Here is a 12,198-nt window from a genome sequence, read left to right as displayed (position 1 = left end):
ATCACGATCACGGGGGACCGCAATTTCAACTTCTCCTGTCGTCGTTTTCACGAACTTTTTGCCATATCCATTTCTTCTATTGCTTGTTTCTTTTTCTCCCTTGTCATTTGATTCATAGCCCAAATGATGATTCATTTCACCTTTAAGCATCGACTCAAACATAGGGCCAAATATGTCTTTTAATGCTTCTTGCATATCTTCTACAGATTTAGGTTGGTACTGTTCGATAATCTTGTTAGCTAATTCTACGGAGTTCGGATCTCTTTTCAATTTCCCCATTGAAAACACTCCTTTAGCTTTATACTTATTATTCTATCAAATAAAAAACTGTGTGAGTAAGGAACCGTACGTATTCCTTACTTACACAGTTTATATTACATTCCCTTATAATATACTACCCTTCATATAATCTTTATTCTAACCTTTATGTAGTATGACACTCTTTACAGCAATGAAAGCATCCATCTACCTTATCGTACTTCTGTTTCGCCTTCTTTACTGCTTCTTCACAATTCGAAAAAGAGCCTAAATAATCTCTGTTTTCTTCTGTTGGAGGATTAACACACCCTTCTGCATGCACCTCATGATCTCCATTGTCCGCAGCCATTTTATTTACAAAATATTGTTTCATTGAATATCATCTCCGTGAAACCTTTTCTTAGTTAGAAAGCTGAACGGTGTTACCATAAATGTATTCTTTAGTATTCAACATTTTTCGTATCTTATGCTGAAAATATGTTTTTTCATAGGAACTATGAACTATTTAAAAAAAATGTTCATTAATTTTCACTTATCGAGAAAACTAAATGTAAAAAGAAGGAGGGGATTAGGTTTGACACAGCAATCAAAAAAAGATCATATTCCTGTAGATTCTGCAGAATTGGCTAATCTTTGGACTTCTTACATGAATGACAGCATGCTGCTGCGTATATTTCAACATTTTCGGCAGCATCTTGAAGATCCTGAAATACAACCATTGCTACACTATGCAATAGAACTAAGCAGTAATCATTTAAAAAAGATTGAAGAAATTTTTAATGAAGAAAACATCCCTGTTCCAATCGGATTTACAGAAGACGATGTGGATTTATCGGCACCACGTTTGTATACGGATACGTTTGTCCTGAATTATCTTACAAACATCGGAAAATTTCTGGCGAATATTTATACGGTCGCATTAGCGAACTCATCAAGAGCTGATATTAGGACATTTTATACAGATTGCACCACTTCTTCTACCAATCTTTTTAATCGATCGATGGAGATTCTGTTATCAAAGGGAATCCATAGCAGACCACCAATTATACCTGCTCCAAAAAATGTGGAGTTTGTTCAGGAACAAAGTTTTTTGGCTGGATGGTTTGGCGAAAGAAGACCTTTAACTACCATTGAAATTATGGACTTGTTTTTTAATTTAAAAAGAAATGAACTAGGTATTTGGCTGCTTACGGGTTTTAGCCAATCAGCAAAAATGGAAAAAGTTCGGGAATATTTAGTAAGAGGAAAACAAATTGCCGCTAAACATGTGGAGATTTTTGGATCCGTTCTTCGTGAAAATAATCTTCCAGTTTCAATGTCGGCTGATACAGGTGTGACAAATTCCACAATTTCTCCTTTTTCTGATAAGTTGATGATGTTCCACACGACGGCTTTAATTGCTGCAGGAATTGGCTTCTATGGAGCTGCCGCTGGAACAAGTACAAGAAGAGATTTGTCTTCACATTTTATACGCTTATCTGCGGAAATTATGAAATATGCTGAGGATGGTGCAAACATTATGATACAAAATAAATGGTTAGAAACGCCTCCTCAAGCACCAAATCATGAGAATTCTGCAAGTTCTTAAAAAATGGAACAATAAAGGAGGAAAAGGATATGAAAGATACTATCATTGAACTTGATATACCTAATCTTTGGACCCCTTATATGAATAACACCCTAGCAACGTGTATGAACAAATATGCTTTAAGGATCATCGAGGATTCTGATATTCAAAAAATATATGAGAAATCTCTAGAGCTATCGACCAATAATACTCGACGAATAACAGAGATTTTTAGTCAAGTTAGTTTTCCCATCCCGCATGGATTTACGGATGATGATGTCGATTTAGATGCACCCCGTTTATTTTCGGACGAATTTCTGCTTTTTTACCTTCATGAAATGACCATTTACGGTTTGACTGCTTATTCTCTTGGAATCACAACTACCCACAACCCTGACGTTCATCAGTTTTTTGTAAATGCTTATAATGGTGCCTTAGAATTGTATGAAACTACATTAGACACGATGAAGTCTAGTGGTCTGATGGAACGGACGCCTAAATATAGTATTGCCTAAAAAAGTTGAATTTGTTGAAAAACAGAGTTTTTTAGCTGGCTGGCTTGGTGATCATCGTCCTTTGAATGTCACTGAAATCACTAGTCTTTACTTTAATCTTAAGAAAAGTATTATGACAAAAGCGCTAGCTCTTGGTTTTAGTCAAACTGCCCAGTCTAAAGAAGTTCGATCATTTATGAAAGGAGTTGTAGAACTTGCGGAAAATCACATTAATACATTCAGATCAAAATTACATGAAGACTTTGTTAGTTCGTCCATTTTTTGGGACACTCATATCACAGATTCCCAAACCGCTCCCTTTTCAGATAAACTAATGATGGCACATGGAGGATTCCTGCTTCAAGCCGCAATAGCCTATTATGGAACTGCTTTTTCAAGTTCAACCCGACGTGATTTAGGAGCGGAATATTCCGCTGCTGTGGCAAGGATTGCGCAAGTGGCAGAAGATGGGATGAATATAATGATTGCAAATAACTGGTTTGAAAAACCGCCTCATACAGTGGATCGCAATGAAATACAAAAATCTTAGATTAAACAAAACCGGATTCCGCCTATAGGACCCGGTTTTTTGGGAACATTCACTTCCATTTTTTTACTTCTGCTTTTTCATTTAAGTATAACTCCGGTGTCTCTAAATTAAAATACCCACTACCCAAAATGATTTCCTGTAAAATCTGTACATGACTTGCACCAATGATTAATAAAATCCGCTCATCTGAAGAGGCAGCAAGCCTTGTTAAATTGGCAAACTGGATAAGGTTACGCTGGTACCACCACATGAGCCAATCCAGTCCTACGTAATTTTCTTCAGTCCGGATCCTTGCCATATTGACATATATTTTGTGTTCCTTTTGATAGATTTCAGGTGTGTTGAAGACTTGATACATTTCTAAAATCGTTTTAGAACAATCGATTTTAGACGGGGCTACATCTTCGAACACATCACTGAATATTTCAGGTTCATTTTGCTGTGCCCATTCATAGACATCACCGAACTCTCTTTTCCCGACCCCTCTTTCCATCCAGTCCATCGGATAAAGTCTTTCATGGCTGGATTGTGCAGCGACTCGAAATCCAATTTGTTCGATCTCATTTACTTTAAGTTTCCTTTTCCCCAATACATACAGTCTATAGGATTCATTCAGCTTTTCTTCTTGTTCTGTGACCATCTCCACAGCTACTTTCGTTGGTCTGAAATTTTTTAAGCATTCCACCACTTCCTGAATTTCCGCTTGACGTTTCGGCGATAACAAATCATCCAATTCGGTCTGGAACATGTCCTCTGTTGGAGACATATGAAAGGACCCTAAAATCAGAATGGTTGGTTTTTGCTTTTTTATAGACATAGATATACCCCCTTTTCATTAAAAGTTCTATTTATGTAAAAAAATTCCTTCTAGCAGAAAAAATGTACCTGCCCGCAAGTACGTGATTATTACGCACTAGCGGACTGGTACTGTTTAATTTTTCGTCATTAAGTCCCACATTTTCGAGAATACATTATCAGACATTTTAAAATATACATCTGAAAATCCATAGCGGATATATCCGTCTTTGATCACCACTAACTCAACTCGGGATCCATCCTTCAAAATCAGATTCAATCTTTTATATTCTTCATCATTCCGATAATCTCCAAGACTCGGTTCAACCGTTTCGTAGTTGTATGGAACCGTATGATTAAGCTCTGAGATAAAAACATTCAATAGATCTGTATCATTAATTGGAAAAAATCGATCAATACCGTTGTCCCAATCAGTGAAATGTCTGTATTGGGCACTTACTACATTTCCTTCCATGTTTAGCTTACCGAATAGATCTTCACCGTCTTGAACAGACATTCCATTTAAGCACTCATAAAATTCCGCAAACACTTCTCCGTTTCTTTCGTCATACGCCATAATTCGGAAATTCTGATCATATCCTTTAACGCTATACACATCCATTTCCCCGATGGTGGAGGCAAACTCTACAGCATATTCATCCTGCGAGCTCCATTCATCAATACTTCCTTTCGTCCGGCCCAGCTTTTCTCCCAACAATGCTTTTGCTTCACTGGGTTCAATCATAGTATCAGTCTGTGTATAAATTTTCCCATTGTAGACGATCAGACCAATCATATCCATTTCCATTCCATCTGTGTTTTCGGGTAATTGAATAGGAGGGATATACACCCCTTCTTCTTGATTTGTCATATCACGTTCCCCGTTAGGCATGGTCTCCTGATTATCATTTTGAAAATTGAGATGATACAAACCGTAGATCGATGCAGCGATTAGGAAGCCAGCAACTAATCTAACAAATCCATTTAACCGGACTGATTGATTTCTTCTTATCTCTGCTTTTGCTTTTAGTACTCCTTGTTTACTTCTTTGATGGAGTTCAGCGGGAATCTCAATTTTATTCATTTCAGATTGAATTTTATTTACCATAAGCGCCATCCCCCTTCCATTCTTTCCGCAGCTTTTTAAGGGAACGGTAAAGAATTGTCTTGGCTGTACCCAGCGGAATCTCAAGTGTTTCCGCAACCTCTTTTAGGCTGTAATCGTGATAAAACCTTAAAATAATGACATTCTTCTCCTCGTTGTCCAATATACTAATCAGATCCTGCAAAGACAATGATAACGGAAGGTCCTCCTCTTCATCCTGTAAGATCGCTTCCTGAACTTCTGGTTTGAACGGAACGACCTTTTTCTGTTTTCGTAAAATATCAATTGAACAGCTGATCGCAATTTTTATTAGCCAGGTTTTAAAATATTTAGGTTCTTTCAGCTTCTGGATTGATTTAAAAGATCGATAAGCGGTTTCCTGCACGACATCCAGGGCGTCCGCCTCATTTTTTACATAAACAAAAGCCGTTCGATAAATATCATGTTCGAATTCACTAAAAAGCTTTAAAAATGCCCGATGATTTCCTTTTTGAGCCTTCTCCACCAACCGATGAATGATAACCACCTCCATGCCTCTCACTAAATTAGACGAACATCACATCGATTTGGCTTTTAAAATTTTTGTAATACAAAAAAAAGCGTGTTGCCCAAATTCTGCTGCTTTTCTGATTGGGTACACGCTATCATTTTTAAATAATAGAAACGCGAAAAATTAATATAAGAACAAATGTTCCTATTTTTGCCTCTTTATGCTATCATTTAATTATACAGAGTAAGCAGGATGGGCAGTGGCTACTCCCTTTGAAAGGGGGTGGTGGTTATGATTTCCGTTTCAGAAGGACTCCAGCTAATGATCATGTTTGGATCATTGATTGTAGCAATCATTGCCGTTACGAAAAAAAAGTAACCTGCCCTCCTCGGCTAAAAGGTTAGGCTAGGTCACTTTCCTGTCTTTTGGCCACTGCACTTCTTGCAGTACCCCTGTATAGGGAGTCTGGTTGCCGCCAGACTCTTTTTAATAGTATGCTAATTTTCTAATTTTATTATACCATCTATTCTTGAATTCACAACAAGCACTTAGCACTTTTTTACCATTTTTGATGATGCAGTTTTACGGTTAAGCAGCAGTGGTTTTGTGTTATAGGGAGGCCGGATATGTGCGGTTCTGGATGTTTATGTATGGGAATCTGCATTTTTATGTGATGGTCCGTACTCTTTATGTGCTGGTCTGAACTCTTTATGTGCCGCTCTGAACGTTTATGTGCCGGTCTGCACGTTTATGTGCCGCTCTGCACGTTTATGTGCCGGTCCTCACCTTTTATGTGCTGCTCTGCACGTTTATGTGCCGGTCCTCACTTTTTATGTGCCGCTCTGCACGTTTATGTGCCGATCCACACCCTTTATGTGCCGTTCTGCACGGTTTATGTCCGGTCCTCACTTTTTATGTGCTGCTCTGCACGTTTATGTGCCTGTCCTCACCTTTTATGTGCCGGTCCTCACTTTTTATGTGCTGCTCTGCACGTTTATGTGCCGCTCTGCACGTTTATGTGCCGGTCCTCACCTTTTATGTGCTGCTCTGCACGTTTATGTGCCGGTCCTCACTTTTTATGTGCCGCTCTGCACGTTTATGTGCCGATCCACACCCTTTATGTGCCGCTCTGCATTTTTATGTGCCACTCCACACCTTTTATGTGCCGGTTCACACCTTTTATGTGCCGGTTCACACCCTTTATGTGCCGCTCTGCACTTTTATGTGCCGGTCCACACCCTTTATGTGCCGTTCTGCACGGTTTATGTGCCGGTCCTCACCTTTTATGTGCCGCTCTGCACCTTTTATGTGCCGCTCCACTATATTAATGTGTCTAACCGGCAACATTTATCTTTCTATTGCATGATTACTGATGTAAAAAAGTCTGACCCACTGCAATGAGTGAGGGTCAGACTCTGATTATACTTTCAATACAACAAATTTTCCGTTGCCAAATACGTCTTTCGTATAGTCCATTTTAGCGTTATCAAAATAAACCTTGTCCCTTTTGTGTACTAAAAACTGGATTCCGCTCTCTTCTGTAATTTCATCCTCTTCTAAAGCTGACTCCTCCAGAGTCAGGCGAAGCTGTGGACCGCCTCAGCCAATTCCCATGGACAGGCGGATTATTGGCTTTTTCCCTTTATCTATCACATCTTGTACTTCACTTTTAATTTTTGCTATAGCTGCTTGCGTGACTTTAACCATGATGTCCCCCCTCTCTGTGAAATCTAGTGTTAGGTTCCCCTATCAAGGTCCTTATATAATGAGTACTTTTTATGTCCATAGAGAAAATGCCCACTAAGCATTCGTTTAATTGTTTTCACTTTCCCATTTCGCCACTTCTTCCCGGACCCTAGGCGCTACTTCTTTTCCTAACAATTCAATCGACTTCATGACGTCTTCATGCGGCATCGTGCCCACCGGGCAGTGCAGCATAAAGCGGGTAATGCCGACATTTTTGCGCAAATAAATTATTTTTTCAGCAACTGTCTGAGGATCCCCTACATATAACGCCCCTTCAAAACTGCGGGCAAAATCGAAACTGGCTCTGTCATATTGCCCCCAGCCCCGTTCACGTCCTAATTTGTTCATGGCATATTGAGTCGATGGGAAAAATTTTTCGGCAGCCATTTCAGAGGTTTCTGCAATGAAGCCATGCGAATGGGAAGCAACCGTCAGCATCGAAGCATCGTGACCAGCCTTTTCAGCTGCTTGCTTATAAAGTCGGACGAGTGGAGCAAACTGCAGAGGACGACCGCCGATAATAGCAAGAACTAATGGCAAACCCAGTAACCCTGCACGAACAACAGAGTCTGGAGTTCCTCCGCTGCCGATCCAAACTGGCAATGGATTCTGAACGGGACGAGGATATACACCCCGATTATGGATAGCTGGGCGGTGCTTCCCGCTCCACGTTATTTTTTCGGATTCTCGTATTTTCAACAACAAATCCAGCTTTTCATCATATAACTCATCATAATCTTTTAAATCATAGCCAAACAGGGGAAAGGATTCGATAAAAGAACCTCGGCCCGCCATAATTTCAGCGCGTCCATTTGAGATGGCATCCAATGTGGCAAAATCCTGAAAAACCCGCACCGGATCATCAGAAGAAAGAACGGTCACGGCACTTGTCAATCGGATCCTCTTCGTCTGAGAGGCAACCGCCGCCAGTATAACAGCAGGAGCTGAAGCTGCATAATCTTCACGATGATGCTCTCCCACTCCAAAGACATCTAACCCGACCTGATCGGCGAGAACAATTTCCTCTACCACTTCACGAATCCGCTGTGCATGACTTATCACTTTACCAGTTTCAACATCTGGTGTTGTTTCTACAAACGTACTTAAACCAATCTCCACTAAAAGTCCCTACTTTCTAATCTCGTGTATTTCACAATTATAGCAAGAATGGATAAAAAAGGCTTGTCGGCCGACTCGAATTGCCGGAAGACAAACCCCTTTCTTGAGCTTACGCGGTCGTTATTACATTAACTAGAAATAATACAGAGCTTCTGATTATAATCGCTTGACCAAAACCAGCCAAAAAACCAGTTGTGATTCTTAAAAAATTGGTGCTCAGCCTTAGCTTTTTTGCTTGAGTCACTCTATCTACGAACATCGGTATATGGAGTAACATGCCTATGTATAAAGGAATATCGATCTTATACCAAAATAAAATGGGAATCCATAAATACCCAATCAAGATGAACATACAGCGATAGCAAAGCGGGAATTGAAAATTACCTATTACAAGGGAACGTTCCTTCTTTCTGTGACAGGGAATAAACTGCAAACGAAGTAGATCTTTAAACATTTTATGTACAGTCCGGACCGTTACAGTCTAAAACTCCACAATCACAGTCAAAGTAATCAGGAAGACAATCACTCTTTTTCCCTTTTTTCTTTCTATAAAAAAAGCTTGTCAGAAAGAAAAGAATCGCTCCTAATGCCAATAATGTAAATCCTGCAACTGGTTCATTTTTACTCACCATCACCCCGCCTGTAATAGATAGGATTAAACATATCGAAAATGCTATAAAAAACATGAATGATCCCCAGCTCTCTAAAAATATTCATTTAACTGCACCCTTCGCCAGACACTTAATTCAGATATTTACTTCCTTCCCGAATACTTAGCTTTGGCAGCTCGTTTTCTTGGATAAACTTTTTGACAGATGCAGGGTTTGTCTTTGAGTATTCCCGTAATGCCCAGCCAATCGCCTTTTGAATGAAAAACTCTTTACTATCCGCATTTTGCAAAATATAACGGTAAAGCAAGGCTTCATCAGTGTTTTCTTTATATCTGAGCTGGAAAAGTATGGAGGTTCGCTGGAGCCATAGATGCCCCCCACATGCCCAGCCTTCTATCTTCTCGTGGATTACTTCTGGAAAATCGTTCGCAATCTTCCCAACCGGGTGCTGCGCCAGCATATCAACGGTATCCCACCATGATTTGGTGGTGATTAGTTTTTGAATCAGCGGCAAATCCTCTTTTGTAAGCTTTTTAATGGATCTGCCAATGTAATCAAGAGCCGCATTCTGATACTCCCGTTCCTCTTGAACCCATAAAGCCAAAACCAACTCATGCTGAAACGGCTCCTTTAAAATCTGCGTTTCTTGAAAATACTGCTTGACGAGTTCTCTTCTTTTTGGTGTTTTAATCCCCAAAAACGGAAAGTTGTTTTTCATATAGTTTTGCATCGGAATCGCATGTTCTGGATTCCGATTGGCTTCGAATAATTCAACAAGACGATCTATTTTTGTCAAAAAAATCTCTCCTGCCTTTTTATTGTGAGCGCGAAGTAAGTTCACTCCGCTCCAACTTCCGACATAAAATAAGTCAAATTTTTAGCCGAGAGTGCTTTTCTTATTAACTCATCACTATATCCTTTATCTTTTAAAGTGGCTAAAATTGCTTCTGCCCGATCATGCCGATTTCTTCTGAAATTGGATTCTAACTGAATTTCAAGAGGAACCACTGGTATACTGTAGTTTCCAAACTTGACATGTTTAGAGAGGTCCCAAATATATTTTCCGCCTTCCCAGATTCCATCCCCTGCGGTTGAATCAGGAATTCCAGCAGGATTAGATATATGCACGACCTCTACATCAACCCCGTCGATGATCCACCTGGCTTTTGACCAGGAAAAACCATTAAGAAATGTCTCATGAAATACCGGTTCATCCTTTGATGATAACCAGGTATGACTTGCCCGGTTTTCACTTATTTCTGAAAGAGAAAACGATTGCAGCAACTCAGCAAATTCAGTTACCCCTTCCTGCTCTTTCACATAGATGTCGATATCACCTGGTTCCATATCACAGCCTTGCAAGACAGATCCAACTGAACCAACGATGATCCAATCGATGTTTTTGCCTGATTGATCATAGATATCACAAATCTTCACTAACACGTTTCGCCAATTTTTCTCCATTTCCCTTTGACCCCCATAAGTTCTAATAATCTCCTAATTTTAAGAAAATTTTCTCCATTTGTTTCCATTATACATAATATAGGCCAGTTTATCTTTATTTTATTTGTGCCAAACGCCGCCCTGTTTAATAGCAGAAAAAAGAGCAACAAAAGGTTACATTCGCCCTTTTGTTACTCTTTTAAATAACAAGTCTATTAATAGTCTTTACATATTATTTTACAGTCAGCCCAACAAAATCAATGATTTCCTGTAATTCTTCCATCGTGCGTTGGTCAACGGAAGCTCCCGGGAATCGTACATGACTTGAGTCGATGATTCCTCTCAATTTGAACGTTTCTTTTCGAATCGCCACTCCGCCCATTCCAAGCTGAGCCTCAAATCGAATCAACGGAAGGTTTTTATAAAAATACTCTCTAGCCGTTTCTCTTTGATTATTAGTAAATAGTTCAAACGTTTTGACTAACACTTCCGGGAATGCAAATCCGGTCATAATCCCTGCGGCACCGCGGTCTAGCTCTTCAAAGAAATACATGCCGCCAAGTCCCCCATATATTTTCAATTGATGGGTTTCATTTAGGATTTTTGTAATTTTAACAGTGGTTGGAGCTTCTTCTAATTTGACATATAGAACATTTTCAATTTCATTACCCAATCTGGCAATAAATTGCGGGGACATTTTCACACCGGTCGTTACCGGTTCGTCTTGGATGACAATCGGAAGTGAAATACTATCGGCGATTTCAGCATAGTGCTTAAACAGCATATCTTCATTATTTAGATTCCTTGGTGCTGCAATCATAACAGCTTGTGCACCTGCCCGTTCGGCTTCCTTTGCTAGATCTTTTGTGATCTTGGTCCCTTCAGCTGTACATCCAACCGTAACAGGGACACGGCCATTTGTTTGCTCCAATACAAGGTTCATTACACGCATGCGCTCTTGATCGGAAAGCTTATGTACCTCACCCATAATTCCTAATATCGTCATTCCATGTACACCGGAATTAATATAAAAATCAGTTAGATTTCTTATCCCTTTTTCATCAAGATTTCCTTCTTCATCAAACGGAGTAAGTGTAATAACGCTAATCCCATTCTTCAACATATAAAATTCCTCCTTTGTTATAAACTTGTGAACATATCACTTCAGCACCGGATGCATTGGAAGCCCCTCTCACTAAGTTTTCGGTCCCGGTTCTTCTATATTATCTTCGCCATCGTGTACGGATGTTCCTCTGACAATGTTTCTTTTCATAAAAAAGCTGCGTGCCTGACACACGCAGCTTTTCAAATCCTTACCTTTTAACAGCATGAATGATATGAACCCTGAAAGATATTCATTTCTATTTCTAAAAGGATCTCATGGACGTAATTTTCCTGAAACCCTCCCATTTAAGGAAAATAAAGGATATAATGTCCGAAACGTATCAGATCCCTGAAATAAAGATTCAAAAACCATTTAATTGACTGCAACTTTATATAAAATAAAAATTGATTCAATCAACTAATTTACATAATATTATTATGGTCAATGTCCTAATCTACTCCTATATTCTGAATAAATAACTCCCCATCCGCTACAACCCTCACACTTTGAGGTACTTTTATATATACAATACTGCTATTAATCGTGCTGGACTGCCCGAAACATTGATTCCAAATCGTCTCTCCTGTGATTGAAGCGTTGTAAATTCTTTACCCAGCTTTGCAATATTAATATCGGTATATAAAGGTGTGTTAATCTCCAGAGAATGATCGTTCAGGTAAATATTTATTTATAGGGGCTTAAATAAATAAAGCTATTTGTATCTCTTACAAATAGCTTCAGACTGTAGACAAACTCGATAATATCGAGTTTGCCTACAGTCTTTTTTCATTTACAATATTTATAATGAGATATCTAGAGGTGATGGATTATGATGACGAGAAACAATAATATTGAAAGAGACCAATTAGAAGTGATCGCGATTGACCAACTAGTACCACAAGATCATTTAGTACG

16 protein-coding genes are annotated in these 12,198 nt (G+C 39.2%); 5 read left to right on the top strand and 11 right to left on the bottom strand.

The genetic code is table 11. The features are described 5' to 3' along the window. Positions 1-288, bottom strand: a 288-nt coding sequence (locus tag MLE14_RS20945; RefSeq protein ID WP_243300125.1) for a transposase, incomplete at its 3' end; no start/stop codon positions are given. A gap of 136 nt (positions 289-424) precedes the next feature. After that, on the bottom strand, positions 425-631 hold the full coding sequence (locus MLE14_RS20940; protein WP_243300353.1) for a hypothetical protein: 207 nt from the start codon (positions 629-631) through the stop codon (positions 425-427). A gap of 201 nt (positions 632-832) precedes the next feature. Here MLE14_RS20940 and MLE14_RS20935 point away from each other — a divergent pair, with 201 nt between their 5' ends. Genes MLE14_RS20935 through MLE14_RS20925 form a run of 3 tightly spaced genes read left to right on the top strand, consistent with a single transcriptional unit; the run spans position 833 to position 2,869 of the window. Further along, positions 833-1,846, top strand: a complete 1,014-nt coding sequence (locus MLE14_RS20935; RefSeq protein WP_243300352.1) for a DUF3231 family protein — start codon at positions 833-835, stop codon at positions 1,844-1,846. 29 nt (positions 1,847-1,875) lie between these two features. Continuing rightward, entirely contained in the window at positions 1,876-2,340 is a 465-nt protein-coding gene (locus MLE14_RS20930; protein ID WP_243300351.1) for a DUF3231 family protein, read from the top strand. After that, positions 2,333-2,869 carry a DUF3231 family protein gene (locus MLE14_RS20925; RefSeq protein ID WP_243300350.1) on the top strand — a complete coding sequence of 179 codons (537 nt, stop codon included), beginning with the start codon at positions 2,333-2,335 and terminating at the stop codon, positions 2,867-2,869. Before MLE14_RS20930 ends, MLE14_RS20925 begins: the two co-directional genes overlap by 8 nt. A 49-nt stretch (positions 2,870-2,918) precedes the next feature. Here MLE14_RS20925 and MLE14_RS20920 read toward each other — a convergent pair whose 3' ends face one another. From MLE14_RS20920 to MLE14_RS20910, 3 genes are all read right to left on the bottom strand, one after another. Then, the gene (locus MLE14_RS20920; protein WP_243300349.1) at positions 2,919-3,686 is read right to left on the bottom strand and encodes a DUF5694 domain-containing protein; all 768 of its coding nucleotides are present in this window, start codon (positions 3,684-3,686) and stop codon (positions 2,919-2,921) included. A gap of 114 nt (positions 3,687-3,800) precedes the next feature. Then, complete coding sequence (locus tag MLE14_RS20915) at positions 3,801-4,772, bottom strand: hypothetical protein (RefSeq protein ID WP_243300348.1); 972 nt, start codon at positions 4,770-4,772, stop codon at positions 3,801-3,803. Beyond that, positions 4,762-5,301, bottom strand: coding sequence for a sigma-70 family RNA polymerase sigma factor (locus tag MLE14_RS20910; protein WP_243300347.1), 540 nt, complete (start codon positions 5,299-5,301; stop codon positions 4,762-4,764). Before MLE14_RS20910 ends, MLE14_RS20915 begins: the two co-directional genes overlap by 11 nt. A 249-nt stretch (positions 5,302-5,550) precedes the next feature. On the opposite strand from MLE14_RS20910, the gene MLE14_RS22655 reads away from it, so the two are divergent. Together MLE14_RS22655 and MLE14_RS20900 are read left to right on the top strand one after the other, a co-directional pair. Next, positions 5,551-5,637 (top strand): putative holin-like toxin, encoded by an 87-nt coding sequence (locus tag MLE14_RS22655; RefSeq protein ID WP_313897795.1) that lies wholly within the window; start codon positions 5,551-5,553, stop codon positions 5,635-5,637. Between the two features lie 372 nt (positions 5,638-6,009). Continuing rightward, positions 6,010-6,660 carry a hypothetical protein gene (locus MLE14_RS20900; protein ID WP_243300346.1) on the top strand — a complete coding sequence of 217 codons (651 nt, stop codon included), beginning with the start codon at positions 6,010-6,012 and terminating at the stop codon, positions 6,658-6,660. A gap of 411 nt (positions 6,661-7,071) precedes the next feature. Here MLE14_RS20900 and MLE14_RS20895 read toward each other — a convergent pair whose 3' ends face one another. The 6 genes from MLE14_RS20895 to MLE14_RS20875 all read right to left on the bottom strand — a co-directional run bounded on the left by MLE14_RS20895 (position 7,072) and on the right by MLE14_RS20875 (position 11,301). Then, on the bottom strand, positions 7,072-8,124 hold the full coding sequence (locus MLE14_RS20895; RefSeq protein ID WP_243300345.1) for an LLM class flavin-dependent oxidoreductase: 1,053 nt from the start codon (positions 8,122-8,124) through the stop codon (positions 7,072-7,074). Positions 8,125-8,233: 109 nt separating this feature from the next. Further along, positions 8,234-8,578: a DUF2085 domain-containing protein gene (locus MLE14_RS22810; RefSeq protein ID WP_390629346.1), complete on the bottom strand. Its 345-nt coding sequence runs from the start codon at positions 8,576-8,578 to the stop codon at positions 8,234-8,236. Position 8,579: 1 nt separating this feature from the next. Continuing rightward, a complete protein-coding gene (locus MLE14_RS20890; RefSeq protein ID WP_243300344.1) occupies positions 8,580-8,810 on the bottom strand; it encodes a hypothetical protein in 231 nt (76 codons plus the stop codon). A 55-nt stretch (positions 8,811-8,865) separates the two neighbouring features. Next, on the bottom strand, positions 8,866-9,531 hold the full coding sequence (locus MLE14_RS20885; protein WP_279326901.1) for a DNA alkylation repair protein: 666 nt from the start codon (positions 9,529-9,531) through the stop codon (positions 8,866-8,868). A gap of 41 nt (positions 9,532-9,572) precedes the next feature. Next, on the bottom strand, positions 9,573-10,199 hold the full coding sequence (locus MLE14_RS20880; protein WP_243300343.1) for a hypothetical protein: 627 nt from the start codon (positions 10,197-10,199) through the stop codon (positions 9,573-9,575). Between the two features lie 211 nt (positions 10,200-10,410). Beyond that, positions 10,411-11,301 carry a dihydrodipicolinate synthase family protein gene (locus MLE14_RS20875; protein WP_243300342.1) on the bottom strand — a complete coding sequence of 297 codons (891 nt, stop codon included), beginning with the start codon at positions 11,299-11,301 and terminating at the stop codon, positions 10,411-10,413. Between the last annotated feature and the right edge of the window lie 897 nt (positions 11,302-12,198).

Source organism: Bacillus litorisediminis, from assembly GCF_022808645.1.
In the GTDB taxonomy this organism is placed as follows: domain Bacteria; phylum Bacillota; class Bacilli; order Bacillales; family JC228; genus Bacillus_BF; species Bacillus_BF litorisediminis.
This window is presented reverse-complemented; position numbering and strand designations above follow the sequence as displayed.